This window comes from Novosphingobium sp. BL-52-GroH, from assembly GCF_044813085.1.
In the GTDB taxonomy this organism is placed as follows: domain Bacteria; phylum Pseudomonadota; class Alphaproteobacteria; order Sphingomonadales; family Sphingomonadaceae; genus Novosphingobium.
In genome coordinates this window covers 3,381,411-3,397,877 of sequence record NZ_CP171152.1, presented here as the reverse complement: position 1 = coordinate 3,397,877, position 16,467 = coordinate 3,381,411, and the positions used below count along the sequence as shown (strand labels likewise).

Here is a 16,467-nt window from a genome sequence, read left to right as displayed (position 1 = left end):
CACGAAGGGCTATGTATTCCCTTTGTTCCACTAGAACAAGAGGGGAACTTCGGCAGATTTCCGTTTTTTAACGGCCCGCCGCCGCCGAATCAGCGTTGCGCCATGCGCGCGAGAACTTCCCCGACTTTTTCTGACAGTTGCTGCACCGAGAACGGCTTGGGCATGAACCAGGCGTTGGTGATGCCGATCTGCTTGCGCAATTGCTCCTCGGCATAGCCCGACATGAACAGCACCGGCAGATCGGGGGCGAAGCGGCGAATCTCGCGGGCCATCGCCGGGCCGTCCATCGTCGGCATGACGACGTCGGAGACGACGATGTCGAACTTGAGGCCATCCTGCACCAGTTCGAGCCCCTCCTCGCCGTCGCGCGCGCAAGTGACCTTGTAGCCCTGGCGCGTGAGCGCGCGCTCGGCGACGATGCGGACCGGGTCCTCGTCCTCGACCAGCAGGATCGAACCGCCGCCCGCCCACTGGGTCGGCGGCGGCTCGGGCTTGGCCTGCACGATCTCGGGAGCGCTGCCGGGGGCGACATGGTGGACCGGCAGGTAGACGGTGAAGCGCGTGCCTTTTCCGGCCTCGCTCTCGGCGAAGATGAAGCCGCCCGACTGCTTGACGATGCCGTAGACGGTCGAGAGGCCCAGGCCCGTGCCCTTGCCCTGCTCCTTGGTGGTGAAGAACGGCTCGAAGATCTTGCCGAGGATTTCCGGAGGGATGCCCCCGCCGGTATCCTCGACGATGAGCGCGGTATATTCGCCCGCCGGGATGATCTCGCTGCGCATCGCGCGCACGTCGGTGGTGGTGACCTTGCGAGTGGCGAGGACGAGCCGTCCGGCACCGTCGCCGCGCGACTGCATGGCGTCGCGCGCGTTGACCGCGAGATTGACGATGACCTGTTCGAGCTGGGTCGGGTCGGCGCGCACCGGACCCAGATCGCGGTCGTGGGTGACGACGAGCTGGATCTTCTCGCCGATCAGGCGGCGCAGCATCTGCGAGATGTCGGCGACGATGTCGGGGAGCTGCAGCGTCTCGGGCCGTAGGGTCTGCTGGCGCGAGAAGGCGAGGAGCTGGCGGGTCAGCGAGGCGGCACGGTTCGAATTGGCCCGGATCTGCTGGATGTCGTCGTAGTCCGAGTCGCCCGGCGTGTGGCGCATCAGCATGAGGTCGCAAGTCCCCAGGATGGCGGTCAGCACGTTGTTGAAATCGTGCGCGACACCGCCTGCAAGCTGGCCGACCGCCTGCATCTTGGTGGCCTGCGCGACCTGGCGCTTGAGGCGGATTTCCTCCGACGTGTCGGTCAGGCCGAGCAGCACCGCCGCCTCGCCCAGACCGCGCACGCCAGCGAGGCTGAGCGAGACCGGGTCCTCGGGCTGGGCGACGAGGCGGACCGCGAGGTCGCCGGCAGCCGCCGGGCCTTGCGCGAAGCGGCGGATCGCCTCGGACAAGGCGCGCTTGTCGTCCTTGACGACGAGGTCGGTCGGATAGGTCGGCGGCTCCTGCTGCTCGTGACCGGCGGCGCGCATGAAGGCGGGGTTGGCGAAGAGCAGGCGCCCGTCGCGGTCGGCCATGGCAAGGCCCAGCGGAAGCTGGCTGAGCAGGGCTTCGAGGTGCGGCGCCGAGCCGGTACCGCCGGCGCTGGCGCCGATGCCCTGTCCGGCCTCGACCACCAGCATCAGCGAAGGCGTGGTGGCCGGGTCCGGGTCGGCCGGAAGGTCGGGATCGGCGACGGGCACGTGGTAGAGCACCAGCGCCCCGCCGCGACCGCCATCGCGCGCCCAGCCGATCCGTTCGCCCTCCTCCTGGCTGAGCAGGGCGACGAAGTCGGCGCCGGTCATGTCGGCCTTGGCATCGCCGAGGGCACGCTGGGCGAAGCCGGCGCTGGCGGCGCGGATCGAGCCGTCGGGATCGACCAGCGCGGCGGCGATGCCGGCCTTGGCGAGGCCGCGTCCGAGCTTGCCATCTAGCTGGGTGACGAGTTCGGCCACCGGGTCGGTGGCGCTGATCGAGGAGATTCGCCAGACGAGGAAATCGTCGCCGCGGCCGGCGCGGCGCACGTCGGCGCGCCAGTGGCCGCCTTCCTCGCTGGCGATCTCGGCCGTCCCGTGCCCGTCACGCCAGGCGCGGCGAGTGGCGTCGGCGAGGCGTTCGAGCGAGGCGTGGGCGACAGGCAGGCGCGGCGGTGCGCTGCCGGCACCGAACCAGGCCTCGAAGCAGGGATTGGCGCAAGTCAGGCGACCGGCGCGGTCGGTGATGGCGACGCCCATGTCGGGCCGCTCGATCGCGGCGACGGTGACCGACCAGTCGGGCTGGGCGAATTCGGCATCGACCACGGGCGCCCGCCGGTTCGAGGCCATCCAGCCGAGCGCGCCGAGCACGGCCATGGCGGCGACGAAGACCACCATCAGCAGGGCATCGCCCGAGACCAGCCAGACCAGGCCCGCGCTCACCAGCAGGGCGACGACGACGACCAGGACGTCGGGAAAGGACCCGGCTCTATCGGCACGCGCCGTCATGCAGGCGCGTCCGACTGGGTTTCCGGCACGACCTTGCGGATCGCCGGCCGCAGCCGGCGGGCGTGGTGCTTGCGTCCGATCCACCAGCGCCAGAACCACATCGACAGCACGTAGCTGACGACGGCGGCGATCACCGACTGGATGAACAGGCCGATGACCACCGAGGGCGCCGTGTCCGACAGCAACCAGTGCCACCACTGCTCCAGCCCCGCCCCTTCGCGGACCATGGCATTCACCGTCGCGATGTCGGCGTGATAGCCGAAGGTGTTGCCGATCGCGACCGCAAGCGGAAGGATGACCAGCAGCGTCGTGAACGGGTTGCTGATGAACGTGACGGCCGCGGCCAGCGGGATGTTTCCGCGGAACGGCACGCACAGCAGCGCCGCCCCGACGATCTGGACGCCCGGGATCAGCGCGAAGATGCCGATGAACATACCCACGGCCATTCCGCGCGGCACCGAGCGGCGGGTGAAGCGGAACAGTTCCTGCCGCTTGGCGAAAGGCCGCGTGAAGCGATTGCCTTCCAGCTGCGAATGCGTCGGCATCTGCCGGTGCAGCCAGACGGACATGCGGTGAAGCAGCGCGCTCATGCCGCGATCGCCCCCCTCACCCGTGGTCGCGCATGATGCGGGCCTGGTCGCGCTTCCATTCACGGTCCTTGATGGTGGTGCGCTTGTCCGCCGCGTTCTTGCCCTTGGCGAGCGCCAGTTCGACCTTGGCGCGGCCGCGGCTGTTGAAGTAGATCGAGAGCGGCACCAGGGTCATGCCCTTGCGTTCCACCGCGCCCTGGAGGCGGGAAATCTCGCGCTCGTGCAGCAGCAGCTTGCGCGGCCGCTTGGGGACGTGGTTGAAGCGGTTGCCGTGGCTGAACTCGGGCACGTTGGCATTGACCAGCCAGCATTCTCCTCCGCGGATCTCGGCGAAGGATTCGGCGATCGAGCCCTCGCCGAAACGGAGCGATTTCACTTCGGTGCCGGTCAGCGCGATGCCCGCCTCGAACTTGTCCTCGATGAAGTAATCGAAGCGAGCCTTGCGGTTTTCCGCGACGGTCTTGGCTTTGTCGAAAAGGGAGTTCTGGGGGCGTGCCATGATAGGGCGCATGTAGGGATGTGCGCGACAAAAGAAAACGCCCGTTTGCCCCATTTTGCGATGTGACGGCCCGGGCGGCGGCGGCGCCGATCGAGATGCGCGCCGGTGGAGGTCTGTGCGATGGTGCGGTGAACCGAAGTTAACCGTGCAAGTTTCGCCGCTTGCCTTGCCAAGTCCCTGCCGGATTGGGATATCCCGGGCGTAACAGGGGCCGATCACACGATGCATTCCATCCTACGGGCAGCGATTCCAGCCGCCTTCCTGAGTCTCCAATCCTCGTTCGCGGTGGCGGCCGAACAAACGCCGCCTGACAACGCCGCCGCCACTTTACCCGCGCCACCACCGCTGGACGCCTATGGCGAATTGCCGCGGATCGAGGACGCCGCGGTCTCGCCGGACGGCCATTCGATCGCGACCATCGTGCAGACCGGGGGCGAACGCCGGGTCGTCGTGACCAAGGACGGCAAGACCATCCTCAACGCCGCATCGGGCAAGAACAAGGTGCGCGGAATCGCATGGGCCGACGACGACACTGCCCTGCTGACCAACAGCGCCACGGTCGCGATGTTCGGCTTCGCCGCCGCCAAGTACGAGCTTAACGGCACGATCATCCTGTCGATGAACCCGGGCAATCAGTCCGGCATGGTCTTCGGCAGGGAGCAGGCCATCGCCGATACCACGCGCGGCAATTACGGAATCCGGATCATCGAGGGACGCACGGTCGGCTTCTTCGGTGGCCTCGCGCTCGACGTCGGGCGCGATGGAGTACAATTCCGCCATGGCCGCACCACACTCTATGCGGTGGACCTGGCGACCAACCGCGCCCGGCTCGCGGCGCCGGCCCCGGACGAGAACCACTACCGCGACTGGCTGGTCGACGCGGCCGGCAAGGTTTCCGTGGTGCTCGACATCGCCGAGACGACCGGGACCTGGAAGATCAACCTCGCCAAGGGCCAGGAACTCGTGCGCGGGGTCGATCCCACGGGCGACGTCAGCCTGCTTTCCTTCGGCAAGGACGGCTCCTCGGTGATCTACCAGGTCGAGGACGAGGACGGGAACGACCGCTGGTTCGAAGTGCCGCTGGCCGGCGGCACTCCCCAGGAAATCCTCAAGGACGTGAACGTCCAGCGCATCTTCGTCGACCGCAGGACCGGCAGCATGATCGGCTATCGCACCGGCGGCGACAAGAGCGAGACGATCATGAACGATCCCGTCCACCAGAGCGCACTGCGCCGCACCTTCAAGGCCTTCGCGGGGCGCGAGGTCCATCTGGTCGACTGGACGCCGGACTTTGCGAAAGTGCTCCTGCGCACCACCGGCAGCAACGACAGCGGCACCTACTACATCGTCGACGTGACGGCGCGGCGCGCCGACCCCTTCGCCGACGAGCGCCCGCGGATCGCGCCGGAACAGGTCGGCCCGATCTCGGTCGTCTCCTATACCGCCGGCGATGGCCTGGAGATGGACGGCGTGCTGACCCTGCCGCCCGGACGCAAGAGCGAACGCCTCCCGGTCGTCCTGCTGCCGCACGGCGGCCCGGCCGCGCACGATACGCCCGATTTCGACTGGTGGGCCCAGGCCTTCGCCTCGCGCGGATATGCGGTGTTCCAGCCCAATTTCCGCGGATCGACGGGGGGCAGCGACGCGTTCCGCCACGCCGGCGACGGCGAATGGGGGCGCAAGATGCAGACCGACATCTCCGACGGCCTCGCCGAACTGGCGAAGCGGGGCCTGGTCGATCCCGCCCGCGCCTGCATCGTCGGCGCCAGCTACGGCGGCTATGCGGCTCTGGCCGGCGTCACCCTGCAACAGGGGCTCTACCGCTGCGCCGTCTCGGTGGCGGGCGTCGCGGACCTCAAGCTGATGTATGCGACCGACGTGCGCGAGAGCGGCAATTCCAAGATGCTGGACAAGGCCCTGCGAGAACAGCTCGGCGATCCCAAGGGCTACGACCAGGTCTCTCCCCGCCGCTTTGCCGCCAAGGCCGATGCCCCCGTCCTGCTGATCCACGGCAAGGATGACACCGTGGTGCCCTACAAGCAGAGCCAGGTCATGGCCGACGCGCTCAAGGACGCCGGCAAGCCCTATGAACTGGTGACGCTGGAAGGCGAGGACCACTGGCTCTCGCGGGAGGAAACCCGCAAGCGCATGCTCAGCGAGACCATGCGCTTCGTGCAGAAGAACAACCCGGCGGAGTGAAGCGTCGTCCCGGACCTGGTCCGGGACCACGGGGTACTCCCAAGGCAATCTTCGCGATGGGCACTGCCGGCGCAGCGCCCTGGCGCGACTTCGGCGGGCCCTTGCCCACGGTCCCGGGCCGAGTCCGGGCCCCTGCCCACGGTCCCGGGCCGAGCCCGGGACGGCGGAGTTACAGCAGCCCGGCGTGGACCAGCGCTTCGTCGACGGCCGTGCGGGCCTTGTCGCCACAGGGGACCAGCGGCAGGCGCAGCTCGTTCTCGATCCAGTCGTGGACCTGCGCCAGCGCGTACTTGCAGGGGCCCGGGGAGCTGTCCTCGAACATGGCGTAGTGCAGCGGGTAGAGCAGGTCGTTGAGACGACGCGCCTCTTCCAGGTCGTTGGCGGCGCAGGCGGCCTGGAAATCGGCGCAGAGGCGCGGCGCCACGTTGGCGGTGACCGAGATGCAGCCGACGCCGCCGGCCGCGTTGAACGGCAGCGCCAGTTCGTCGTCGCCGCATAGCTGCACGAATTCCTTGCCGATGCCCATGCGGTGGTCGGTCACGCGGCTGAGGTCGCCGCTGGCGTCCTTGATGGCGATGAAGCGGCCCGGATGGCGACGCGCGAGTTCGCAGACCGTTTCGGGCAGCAGGTCGGTCACCGTGCGGCCGGGCACGTTGTAGAGCACGATCGGCAGGTCGCTGTGCTCGGCGAGGTAGCCGAAGTGGGCGAGCAGGCCTTCCTGGCTGGGGCGATTGTAGTAGGGCGCGACGAGAAGCGCGGCGGCGGCGCCGCACTTCTTCGAGAAGTTCATGTGCAAAAGCGCGTTCATCGTGTCGTTGCTGCCGCACCCGGCGATGATCGGCACGCGCCCAGCGGCCTGCTCGATGCAGACTTCGATGACGCGATGGTGTTCGGCGTTGGAAAGCGTCGAGTTTTCGCCGGTCGTGCCGCAGGGCACCAGAGCCGAGGAGCCCGACTCGATCTGCCAGTCGACGAGCCGGCGGAAAGCCTGTTCGTCGAACGCTCCGTCGCGAAACGGTGTGACAAGCGCGGGAATGGAGCCGGAGAACATGGACTTTACCTCTGGTGGTGTTCAATGATCGCCAGGTCGGGGAACCGCCCCCGCGCCCGAACGTCATGTTCAGCGCCTGATAAGGAGCCTCTTTCCAAAATGTCCAGCATGTTGCGCACCCCCCACCTGCTGCTGAGCATTTCTCTGGCCGCTTTCGCCACCCCCGCCGCCGTGCAGGCCCAGTCCTCGGACGGGCGCGAATGGGACGCGGCGCGGGCGCAGTCGATGCAGTCGCACGACATGGCGGTTCACCAGTCGATCGACCGCTGGAAATTGCTCTCCACCAACGATCGCATGGGCTTCGCGGCCTATACCAGCTTCCTGCTGGCCTATCCTGGCTACCCGCAGCAGGACAAGATCCGGGGCTTCGCGGAAAAGGCGCTGCTGACCGAATCGCCCGATACCGGCTCGGTCATCGCCTATTTCGACCGCTATGCGCCGATGACGAGCAAGGCAGCGGGCCGTTACGCCGTGGCGCTTTCGACGATGCGCCGCGCCGATGCGCCGGCCAACGCGGTCGCCGCCTGGCGCAAGGGGAGCCTCATCCCGGTCGACGAAAACGCGATCTTCTCCCTCTACCGCGACCGGCTGACCACCGCCGACCACGACGCCCGCATGGACGCGCTGCTGTGGCAAGGCGAGACCGCGCAGGCCGAGCGGCAGGTCTCGTTCGTTTCGGCCGCCCGGCGCGGCGTGTTCATGGAGCGGCTGTCGCTGCTGCAGGGCCAGGTGCCCGGGACCATGGGCGTGAGCCTGCCGGCCGACGTCTCCTCGGACCCCGGCTACATCTACAACCGCGCGGTGCAGGCGCGCCGCTCGGGCAACCTGCCCGGCGCCATCGCCCTGCTCGCCAACCGCCCGCCACTGGCGCGCCCGGTGCCGGAGCAGGAGCTGTGGGTTAAGGAACTGCTCACCGCCGCGCGCGGGGCAGACGCCAGCAGCGCGGTGCGCATCGCCGGCTCGATCGACGACGGCTTCGCGCCGGGCACCGACGTCAGCCGCCTCTCGTTCCGGGTGCGCGACGACTATACGACGCTGGTCTGGCTGGGCGGCACCAAGGCGCTGTGGTCGCTGGGCGATGCCCGACGCGCGGCCCCGCTGTTCTATCGCTACGGCGCCGCGGCGCAGACCCCGGGCACCCGCTCCAAGGGCTTCTACTGGGCCGGCCGCGCGCTGGCGATCGGCGGCGACATGGCCGGCGCCAACCGCTACTTCGAGATGGCCGCACAGTATCCGCAGTACTTCTACGGCCAGCTCTCGCTCGAGCGGCTGGGCCGCCCGATTCCCAATCTCGACACCCGGCCGACCGCCGTGCCCAGCCAGGCACAGCGCGTTTCCTTCGCCGGACTGCCGATCACCAGCGCGGTGCGCGACGTCGCCCGCGATGCCGACTGGCGCACCGGCGTTCAGTTCTACCGCGAGATTTCCGACCAGGCGCAGACCACCGAGGACTACGTGCTTGTCGCCGATCTCGCTCGCCAGATCGGCCGCCGCGACCTTGCCGTCATCATGGGCCAGAGCGCGCATGCCGGTGGCTTCGACCAGTTCGGCCAGATCTCGTTCCCGCTCGTCCCCACCCCGCCCGGCACCAACTGGACGATGGTCCACGCGCTCGCCCGGCAGGAGAGCCAGTTCGCCCAGAACGCGCTCAGCCACGCCGGCGCCAGCGGATTGATGCAGTTGATGCCCGGCACCGCGCGCGAGCAGGCGGGCAAGCTGGGTCTGCCCTACGACCAGTCCGCGCTGGTCTCCGACCCGACCTACAACATCCGCCTGGGCGACGGCTACTTCGGCCGGATGATGGACTATTACGGCGGCGCCACGCCGCTCGCCGTCGCGGCCTACAATGCAGGCCCCGGCAACGTGAACAAGTGGCTCAAGGCCAACGGCGACCCGCGCACCGGGGCGATCGACTGGATCGACTGGATGGAGCAGATCCCGATCTACGAGACCAAGAACTACGTCCAGCGCGTGCTCGAAAACGCCGTGGTCTACGAGACGATGTACCCGGGCAAGTCGGATTATACGGGCGCGAACAAGCTGTCGCGCCTGATGCCGGGCAAGCGGCAGCCCGGATGAGGGTCTAAAAGGGGAGCACGCCGAGGCCTCGTCTCGTCACGGTGCGTCTGACGCAGCGTCGAACGGCAAGCAGGCCTGCGGCACACCACGACATCTTCGCGTCTTCGCGTGCACCCCTCTTCCTTTTCCGCCCCCCCGCGCGCGCCACCTCTTTTCCGCTTGGCCCGCCCTCGCCCATCGCCCTAAGGACGACGCGATGAATCCCGTAGGCCCTCCCATCTCTCCCACCGGCATGGCGTCCCTGCGCGCCCGCTACGACCACCTGCTCGGCACCGAGCGCCCCGCCATCGTCGAGATCGTCTCGTGGGCGGCCGGCAACGGCGATCGGTCGGAAAACGGCGACTACCTCTACGGCCGCAAGCGAATGCGCGAGATCGACCGGGAGCTGTCCTACCTCGCCCGCCGCATGAAGGCGCTGCGCGTCGTCGACCCGGCGGCACAGGGCGAGCGCGGCAAGGTGTTCTTCGGCGCCACCGTGGAACTGGCAGACGACGAGGACGAGCGCCTGATCCTCACCATCGTCGGCGACGACGAGCAGGACGCCTCCGCCGGCCGCATCGGCTGGAGCGCCCCCATCGCCCGCGCCTTGCGCAGCGCCGCGGTGGGCGACTTGCGCACTGTCCGGCTGCCTTCGGGCGAGAAGGAGTGGGAGATCATCGCGATCACCTATCCCGAAAGACCGGACCCCAAAGCGCAGGCCTCCGAAACGCCGGAACGGTAGTCTTTGCTTTCGACGATGAACTCGGCTTAGCGCACCGGATGCACCTCACCGTCGAAGCCATCTCGTTCCTGATCTGCATCGCCTTCCTCGCCGGCGCCATCGACGCGCTGGCCGGTGGCGGCGGGTTGCTGACGATCCCGGCGCTGATGGCCGCCGGCATCCCGCCCGTCGCGGCGCTGGCGACCAACAAGCTGCAGAGCACCATCGGCACCGCGTCCGCCTTCCTCACCTTCCACCGCGCCGGCCACGTCGACCTCAAGGCCTTCGCGCTGCCGGCGCTGGGCGCGTTCCTGGGTTCGATGGCGGGGGGCACCGCCGTCCAGTTCGTCGACCCCCGATTCCTGGCCGCCTTCGTGCCGGTGCTGCTGATCGCAATGGGCCTGTACTTCCTGCTGGCCCCGCCGATGAGCGAGGTCGATCGCCATGCCCGCCTCGGCCGCTGGGGCCTGACCGCGATCACCACCGGCATCGGGTTCTACGACGGCTTCTTCGGGCCCGGCACCGGGTCGTTCCTGACCACCGCCCTGGTGGCCCTGGGTGGCCTCGGCCTCGTGCGGGCGATCGCCAACACCAAGTTCCTGAACCTCGCCACCAACCTCGCGGGGCTCATCGCTCTGATCGCGGGAGGCAAGGTGCTGTGGCTGCTGGGCGCGGGCATGGCCGCCGCGAACGTCGCCGGCAATCAGGTGGGCGCCCGGCTGGCGATCCGTTTCGGCGGGCGCGGGGTGCGGCCACTGCTGGTGGTCATGTCCTTCGCGCTGACGATCAAGCTGCTGTCCGACCCGGCCAACCCGCTGTGGAGTGTGTTTCGCTAACCCGTCATCCCGGCATGCGCCGGGATGACGAGGGCCTCCCTCTCACCGCGCCATGCGGTTCCACGCGTCCAGGGCGGCGATCTTGTAGGCTTCCGCCAGGGTCGGATAGTTGAACGTGTTCTCGATGAAGTAGTCGATCGTGCCCTTCAGGTTCAGCACGGCCTGGCCGATGTGGATCAGCTCGGTGGCGCCTTCGCCGATGATGTGGACACCCAGCAGTCGGCGGGTCTTGTTCGAGAAGATCATCTTCATCAGGCCCTGCTGCAGCCCCATGATGTGCCCGCGGCTGGTCTCGCGCAGACGGGCGATGCCGGTCTCGTAGTTGATTCCGCGCTTGCGCACTTCCTCTTCGGTCATGCCCACGGTCGAGATCTCGGGCACGGCGTAGATGCCATAGGGAAAGAACGCGGGGGCAGGCGGCAGCGGGAGGCCGAAGGCGTGGCAGGCAGCGATGCGGCCTTGTTCCATCGACGTGGAGGCGAGGCTGGGAAAGCCGATCACGTCGCCGGCGGCATAGATGTGCGGCACGCTGGTCTGGTACGTGTGCGGATCGACCGCGAGGCGCCCGCGCGAATCCGTCTCCAGCGCGCAGGCCTCCAGGCCCAGCCCCGAGGTCGCGCCCATCCGCCCGGCGCAGTAGAGCAGCATCTCGGAGCTGACCGTGCGCCCGTCGCCCAGCGTGGTCAGCACCCGCCCGTCCGCGCTCTTCTCCACTTTCGCGGCGGGCGAACCGAGGCGGAACGTCACGCCCCGGTCGCGCAGTTGGTGGACGAACTCCTCTACGATCTCGCGGTCGACGAAGTCGAGGAACGTCGCGCGCGGCTCGATCACGGTGACGGCCACGTCGAGGGCGGAGAAGATCGTCGCATATTCGATGCCGATCACCCCGGCGCCGACCACCGCGAGCGAGCGCGGCAGGCGCGGGATGTTCACCACTTCGTCGGAATCGAGGATGTCGGGGTCGGTGAAGTCCACCGCGTCGGGGTGATGCGGCACGGTGCCCACCGCGATCAGGAAGCGCTCGCCCTCGACGACCAGCTCGCTCGCATCGGGCGAGGTCACCACCAGCCGGTTCGGGCCGACGAACCGGGCGAACCCGGCCATCGTCGTCACGCCGTTGCGCAGGAACTGGTGCTCCAGCACGTCGACCTCGTGGTCGAGCGTCTTGCACAGCCGGATCGACAGGTCCTCGCTGACGATCTCCTTCTTCACGCGGTAGGAGCGGCCGTAGAAGCCACGCTCCCGCCAGCCCGAAAGATTGAGCGCGGTTTCGCGCAGGGTCTTGCTGGGGATCGTGCCGGTGTGCACCGATACGCCGCCGACGCGCTGGCGCCCCTCGATCACCAGGACCGACTTGCCCAGCTTGGCCGCCTGGATCGCCGCGCGTCGCCCCGAGGGCCCGCTGCCGATCACGATGAACTCGTAGACCCCCGCCATCCGCAACCCTCCGCAAAAAGCCATTGCGCGGCGCTTCCGGCCGCTCCGTCTCCTCCCCCGCAAAGCTGGCCGAGTGTGCGGTGCCGCGTGCTGCGACGCAACAGGCAATCTCCACCATTCACGACGATTGCGACCCGGCAGGCGCTTCCCAAGCGGCCCGCACAGTCCCTATAGCCGACGCGATGCTTCGATCCCTTGCGCGCCTGTCCGTCCTGCCCGTTCTCGTGGGGCTTCTCGCCGCACCCGCGCAGGCGCGCGAGAGCCTCGGGCTCTACGGCACCTGGGGCGCCTTTCGCGATCCGCTGATCCCGCGCTGCTATGCCATCGCCATGGCCGATCCCAGCCAGATGAAGCGCGACTACCAGCCTTATGCCGCGATCGGCACATGGCCGCGGCGCGGAGCCCGCAGCCAGGTCCACTTGCGCCTGTCGCGACAGCTCGCCGCCAATGCGCCGGTGACGCTGCGGATCGGCGGCCGGCGGATCGTCCTCACCGCCGGGGCGGGCGATGCCTGGCCGCGCGATGCTTCCGGCAATGCCGCGATCATCGCCGCCATGCGCTCGGCCCCGTCGATGACCGTGAATGCCCGGGACGCGCGGGGACGGCCCTTTTCCAACACCTGGTCGCTCGCCGGTGCGGCCTCGGCGATGGATGCCGCGCTGATCGGTTGCGCACGGCTGAGATAGGGCGCGTTTGCGATCCTCGCGCAAAACGAAAAGGGCGGAGCCTTTCGGCCCCGCCCTTCCCTCGCCATGAAGGCTGCGTGCGATCAGAAGCGGACGCCGACGCCGGCCATCACCTGGTGACGGTCGAGGTCGAGGTCGAAGCGCTGGCCGTCGGCGAAGTCGCCGGTGTAGTCCAGTTCGCCCTTCTCGTAGTTGGAGTAGCGGTATTCCAGCTTGGCGAAGACGTTGTTGGTCACCGCCTGCTCCACGCCGGCGCCGATGCGCCAGCCGTCCGCGTCGAGATCGCGGTTGGTGGTCACGGTGCCGCTGGCGTTACGCACGTCGAACTTGGCGTTGGTATAGCCGCCCTTGGCGTAGATCATCGTCTTGGGCGTCACCGCGTAGCCTAGGCGGGCACCGACGTAGAGGTCGCGGTTGGTCTTGACGTTGCCGATGCCAAAGCCCTCGAAATCGCCGTCGTCGAACTTGGTCTTGGCGGTGGACCAGGTCACTTCGGCTTCGGGGCCGACGACCACGTTGCCGAAGCGCAGGTCGTAACCCGCGCCAACGCCGTAGGCCAAGCCGTCGATCGACTGGTCGTTGTCTTCGTTGACGTCGTCGTCGGCGCTGCTGCCCGCCTTGGAGACGTCATAGCCCATCAGGGCCTCTACGTGGAAGCCCGAGAACGGGTCCACGGGGGCGACGTCCTGCGCCATGGCCGGTGCGGCAGATGCCATGGCGGTGCCGGCGGCGAGACAGACAAGGATCTTCTTCATAAAGGTACTCCGATCATTCCGAGCGGCGGTTCTTCCGCCCTTCCATCAGGCGGGTTTCATCCGCCTTGGACTGGTCAAATGCGTATCGAGGCTCCAGAGTTTCCTTAACCTAACACAACGAAATCGTTGATGTTTTTGAGCAACACTAAGGCGACGTACGGAGCCTTTGCCGCGACGGGCGGAAGGAACGCATCGAACCTTGGACGGTTCGCGCAGGCCCGGCGTGCCCGCGCGAGGGGGCACTGGCCTCCCGCATCTTTCGCTTTGCCCCCGAATGCACTATATGCCCGCCGATCATGCCAGAGACGAACGACATCCCATCCGGGGCCGGCGACGCCGCCGGCCTCATGCCGATCCCCGGCCACGTCGAGCCGATGCCGGTGCCGCGCCCCGGCCTTGTCGACGGCGTGACCCCGCGCGAGGACGGCCGCATCGACCTGCTCGGCCTGCCCAAGAAGCGCATCGCCGAACTGTTCGAAAGCGCCGGGCTCGATGCGAAGGCCGCCAAGCTGCGCGCCAAGCAGGTCTACCACTGGCTCTACCACCGCGGCGTCACCGAGTTCGAGGCGATGACCGACATCGCCAAGACCATGCGTCCCTGGCTGGCGGAACGCTTCATCGTCGGGCGTCCGGAAATCGTGGAGGCGCAGCATTCGAGCGACGGCACCCGCAAGTGGCTGCTGCGCACTGCCGACGCGCACGATTTCGAGATGGTCTTCATCCCCGACGCCGACCGGGGGACGCTATGCGTCTCCTCGCAGGTCGGCTGCACGCTCAACTGCCGCTTCTGCCACACCGGCACCATGCGCCTGGTGCGCAACCTGACGGTGGGCGAGATCGTCGGCCAGGTCATGCTGGCCCGCGACGCGCTGGGCGAATGGCCCAAGAGCGCCGAGGACAGCCGCCTGGCGACCATGGCCAATATTGGGGCCGACCTCGACGAGGAGGAGGACGAAGGCTCCTACACCTCGGACGGCCGCCTGCTCACCAACATCGTGATGATGGGCATGGGCGAGCCGCTCTACAATTTCGACAACGTGCGCGACGCGCTCAAGCTGGTGATGGATGGCGACGGCCTCGCCCTGTCGAAGCGCCGCATCACGCTTTCGACCTCGGGCGTGATCCCGCAGATGGAGCGCTGCGGCGAGGAGATCGGCGTCAACCTCGCGGTTTCGCTCCATGCGGTGACCAAGGAAGTGCGCGACGAGATCGTGCCGATCAACAAGAAGTACGGCATCGAGGACCTGCTGCAGGCCTGTGCCGACTATCCCCGCGCCTCGAACGCGCGGCGGATCACGTTCGAATACGTGATGCTCAAGGACAAGAACGATTCGGACGCCGATGCGCGCGAGCTGGTCCGCCTGCTCAAGAAGTACAACCTGCCCGCCAAGGTCAACCTGATCCCCTTCAATCCCTGGCCCGGCGCGCAATACGAATGCTCGACCCCGGAGCGGATCAGGACCTTCTCGGACATCGTCTTCCAGGGCGGCATCTCGGCCCCGGTCCGCACCCCGCGCGGCCGCGACATCGACGCCGCCTGCGGCCAGCTCAAGACCGCCGCCGAGAAGAAGAGCCGCGCGGAACTGGACCGCATCCATGCGGAGAAGGAAGCCGCGCTCGGCTGAGGCCGGGACGACAGGGCTTGTCTCCACCCTTGCCGGGTCCTCGCGGACGCGCGGACCCGGTGGCAGGCGCGCATTCGCCGGCGACCAGACCTAGCGCCAGCTCGGTAGCCACATCCAGAAGTTGTAGGCGCTCCGATAGGGCAGCGGCAGGCCCGAGATGATCGGGAAGAACACCGCGAAGATCACCAGCGAAAGGGTCATCACCCCGGTGCCCAGCCAGCGCCAGCGGTCCCGCCGCTCCCACAGCACGTCGAGCGCCAGCGCCAGCAGCCCCATCAGGAAGGCGCCCGAAAGCAGGTAGTGGTAGTAGAACTGCACCGGCTTGCCGTTGACGATCCACATTCCCAGGCACGCGGCATAGAGCACAAGGAAGGCCAGCGCGTCCCAGCGCCGCCGGAAGGCCGCCGCCCACAGGCTCCAGCCAAGGGCGAAGAGCCCGGCGATCATCGACAGCGGATTGCCGATCATGACGATGCCGCGCTGGGCGCCGTCGACGTTCTCGAACAGGTACCAGATGCCTCGCCAGTCGACGACCCACTGATACCAGAAGGTGCGGTAGGGATGCGGCTTCTTCACGCTGTCCTGCAGGCGGATCATCAGTTCGTGCTGCTCGATCACGCCAAGCGGCGCGAGCGCGTGGTGCGCGTAGAACATCGCCGGCAGGTAGGTCGCCCAGTAGACCGCGAAAGGAAACAGGCCCAGCCACAGCGCGGCTTCGGTCAGGGTGACGCCCTTGATCGGCCCGGCCCCGCGGCGGCCGACATGCAGGAGGCCGGTCTCGCGCAGGCGCAGGACCAGGAACGCGAGGCCTGGCATCATCAGCGCCGGCGCGCCGCTCCACTTGGCACCCAGCGACAGGCCGAGCGCCAGGCCGCTGGCGACCAGGTGCAGCCGTGCCGCTCCGGTCCGGCGCGCGCGCAAGGCGGCGGCGAACTGCCACAGGCCGACCATGCACAGGCTCGCCGAGATCATGTCGAGCATGGCGATGCGGCTCTGCACGAACCACATGAAGTTGGTGGCGAGCAGGGCCGTCGCCGCGATCGTCGCGCGGCGGCGCTGCGTCAGGTGCCAGGCCAGCCGACCGAAGGCGAACAGGCCCAGCCCCCCGAACAGCGCCGGGCCGAGCCGCCAGGCCAGCGGACGGTCGCCGAGCAGGTGGATGAACCCGGCGATCACTTCCTTGCCGAACAGCGGATGCTCGCGGTTGGCGGGGATCAGGTCCAGCAGCTTGAGCGCGGCGGGAACGTAGTGGATCTCGTCGAAATAGTAACGGGTCGGAATGCCGATGCGCCACAGCACCAGGGCCTGGAAGGCCGCCGTCAGGAGCAGGCACCAGCCCAGCGGGTCGCGATTGTGTCGGGAGGCGGGCGGCATCGGAGCGGCGGAATAAGGGGGATCGGCGGTTTGGGCAAGGGTGCGGCGCAGCTCGCCAACACTATGTTCCGTCCGCGCCGCGCCTAGGCGCGGACCGGCGGTCGGCGCGCGCCCGCTTGCACTCGC

General features: G+C 68.2%; 13 protein-coding genes. 6 read left to right on the top strand and 7 right to left on the bottom strand.

Features of this window, described 5'->3' with window-relative positions:
• Positions 1-89: 89 nt before the first annotated feature.
• From ACFFDA_RS28970 to smpB, 3 genes are read right to left on the bottom strand one after another with little or no spacing between them, the layout of a single operon-like run.
• Entirely contained in the window at positions 90-2,510 is a 2,421-nt protein-coding gene (locus tag ACFFDA_RS28970; RefSeq protein ID WP_404480692.1) for an ATP-binding protein, read from the bottom strand.
• On the bottom strand, positions 2,507-3,100 hold the full coding sequence (locus tag ACFFDA_RS28965) for a DUF2062 domain-containing protein (protein WP_404480691.1): 594 nt from the start codon (positions 3,098-3,100) through the stop codon (positions 2,507-2,509). Before ACFFDA_RS28965 ends, ACFFDA_RS28970 begins: the two co-directional genes overlap by 4 nt.
• Positions 3,101-3,116: 16 nt before the next feature.
• Entirely contained in the window at positions 3,117-3,599 is a 483-nt protein-coding gene (gene smpB / locus ACFFDA_RS28960) for an SsrA-binding protein SmpB (RefSeq protein WP_404480690.1), read from the bottom strand.
• 222 nt (positions 3,600-3,821) lie between these two features.
• Here smpB and ACFFDA_RS28955 point away from each other — a divergent pair, with 222 nt between their 5' ends.
• Positions 3,822-5,798 (top strand): alpha/beta hydrolase family protein, encoded by a 1,977-nt coding sequence (locus ACFFDA_RS28955; RefSeq protein ID WP_404480689.1) that lies wholly within the window; start codon positions 3,822-3,824, stop codon positions 5,796-5,798.
• 169 nt (positions 5,799-5,967) lie between these two features.
• Here the strand turns inward: ACFFDA_RS28955 and dapA are convergent, their stop codons facing one another.
• Complete coding sequence (gene dapA / locus ACFFDA_RS28950) at positions 5,968-6,849, bottom strand: 4-hydroxy-tetrahydrodipicolinate synthase (protein ID WP_404480688.1); 882 nt, start codon at positions 6,847-6,849, stop codon at positions 5,968-5,970.
• Positions 6,850-6,948: 99 nt separating this feature from the next.
• Here dapA and ACFFDA_RS28945 point away from each other — a divergent pair, with 99 nt between their 5' ends.
• The 3 genes from ACFFDA_RS28945 to ACFFDA_RS28935 all read left to right on the top strand — a co-directional run bounded on the left by ACFFDA_RS28945 (position 6,949) and on the right by ACFFDA_RS28935 (position 10,464).
• Positions 6,949-8,928 carry a lytic transglycosylase domain-containing protein gene (locus ACFFDA_RS28945; RefSeq protein WP_404480687.1) on the top strand — a complete coding sequence of 660 codons (1,980 nt, stop codon included), beginning with the start codon at positions 6,949-6,951 and terminating at the stop codon, positions 8,926-8,928.
• Positions 8,929-9,124: 196 nt separating this feature from the next.
• Positions 9,125-9,649 carry a GreA/GreB family elongation factor gene (locus tag ACFFDA_RS28940; RefSeq protein WP_404480686.1) on the top strand — a complete coding sequence of 175 codons (525 nt, stop codon included), beginning with the start codon at positions 9,125-9,127 and terminating at the stop codon, positions 9,647-9,649.
• A gap of 38 nt (positions 9,650-9,687) precedes the next feature.
• The gene (locus ACFFDA_RS28935) at positions 9,688-10,464 is read left to right on the top strand and encodes a TSUP family transporter (protein ID WP_404480685.1); all 777 of its coding nucleotides are present in this window, start codon (positions 9,688-9,690) and stop codon (positions 10,462-10,464) included.
• Positions 10,465-10,506: 42 nt separating this feature from the next.
• Here the strand turns inward: ACFFDA_RS28935 and sthA are convergent, their stop codons facing one another.
• Complete coding sequence (gene sthA / locus ACFFDA_RS28930; protein ID WP_404480684.1) at positions 10,507-11,901, bottom strand: Si-specific NAD(P)(+) transhydrogenase; 1,395 nt, start codon at positions 11,899-11,901, stop codon at positions 10,507-10,509.
• 182 nt (positions 11,902-12,083) lie between these two features.
• On the opposite strand from sthA, the gene ACFFDA_RS28925 reads away from it, so the two are divergent.
• Complete coding sequence (locus ACFFDA_RS28925; RefSeq protein ID WP_404480683.1) at positions 12,084-12,587, top strand: hypothetical protein; 504 nt, start codon at positions 12,084-12,086, stop codon at positions 12,585-12,587.
• Positions 12,588-12,670: 83 nt separating this feature from the next.
• On the opposite strand, the gene ACFFDA_RS28920 is transcribed toward ACFFDA_RS28925, so the two are convergent.
• Positions 12,671-13,342 carry an outer membrane protein gene (locus tag ACFFDA_RS28920; RefSeq protein ID WP_404480682.1) on the bottom strand — a complete coding sequence of 224 codons (672 nt, stop codon included), beginning with the start codon at positions 13,340-13,342 and terminating at the stop codon, positions 12,671-12,673.
• A gap of 296 nt (positions 13,343-13,638) precedes the next feature.
• On the opposite strand from ACFFDA_RS28920, the gene rlmN reads away from it, so the two are divergent.
• Positions 13,639-14,967 (top strand): 23S rRNA (adenine(2503)-C(2))-methyltransferase RlmN, encoded by a 1,329-nt coding sequence (gene rlmN / locus ACFFDA_RS28915; protein WP_404480681.1) that lies wholly within the window; start codon positions 13,639-13,641, stop codon positions 14,965-14,967.
• A 90-nt stretch (positions 14,968-15,057) separates the two neighbouring features.
• Here the strand turns inward: rlmN and ACFFDA_RS28910 are convergent, their stop codons facing one another.
• Positions 15,058-16,341 (bottom strand): phospholipid carrier-dependent glycosyltransferase, encoded by a 1,284-nt coding sequence (locus tag ACFFDA_RS28910; RefSeq protein ID WP_404480680.1) that lies wholly within the window; start codon positions 16,339-16,341, stop codon positions 15,058-15,060.
• Positions 16,342-16,467 lie beyond the last annotated feature (126 nt).

What these genes read in the sequence shown, in the direction of transcription:
- smpB (WP_404480690.1), bottom strand. Translation starts at nt 3,599, where the DNA reads ATGGCACGCCCCCAGAACTCCCTTTTCGACAAAGCCAAGACCGTCGCG.
- ACFFDA_RS28940 (WP_404480686.1), top strand. Translation starts at nt 9,125, where the DNA reads ATGAATCCCGTAGGCCCTCCCATCTCTCCCACCGGCATGGCGTCCCTG.
- ACFFDA_RS28945 (WP_404480687.1), top strand. Translation starts at nt 6,949, where the DNA reads ATGTCCAGCATGTTGCGCACCCCCCACCTGCTGCTGAGCATTTCTCTG.
- ACFFDA_RS28925 (WP_404480683.1), top strand. Translation starts at nt 12,084, where the DNA reads ATGCTTCGATCCCTTGCGCGCCTGTCCGTCCTGCCCGTTCTCGTGGGG.
- ACFFDA_RS28920 (WP_404480682.1), bottom strand. Translation starts at nt 13,342, where the DNA reads ATGAAGAAGATCCTTGTCTGTCTCGCCGCCGGCACCGCCATGGCATCT.
- ACFFDA_RS28935 (WP_404480685.1), top strand. Translation starts at nt 9,688, where the DNA reads ATGCACCTCACCGTCGAAGCCATCTCGTTCCTGATCTGCATCGCCTTC.
- ACFFDA_RS28965 (WP_404480691.1), bottom strand. Translation starts at nt 3,100, where the DNA reads ATGAGCGCGCTGCTTCACCGCATGTCCGTCTGGCTGCACCGGCAGATG.
- ACFFDA_RS28955 (WP_404480689.1), top strand. Translation starts at nt 3,822, where the DNA reads ATGCATTCCATCCTACGGGCAGCGATTCCAGCCGCCTTCCTGAGTCTC.
- ACFFDA_RS28910 (WP_404480680.1), bottom strand. Translation starts at nt 16,341, where the DNA reads ATGCCGCCCGCCTCCCGACACAATCGCGACCCGCTGGGCTGGTGCCTG.
- rlmN (WP_404480681.1), top strand. Translation starts at nt 13,639, where the DNA reads ATGCCAGAGACGAACGACATCCCATCCGGGGCCGGCGACGCCGCCGGC.
- ACFFDA_RS28970 (WP_404480692.1), bottom strand. Translation starts at nt 2,510, where the DNA reads ATGACGGCGCGTGCCGATAGAGCCGGGTCCTTTCCCGACGTCCTGGTC.
- dapA (WP_404480688.1), bottom strand. Translation starts at nt 6,849, where the DNA reads ATGTTCTCCGGCTCCATTCCCGCGCTTGTCACACCGTTTCGCGACGGA.
- sthA (WP_404480684.1), bottom strand. Translation starts at nt 11,901, where the DNA reads ATGGCGGGGGTCTACGAGTTCATCGTGATCGGCAGCGGGCCCTCGGGG.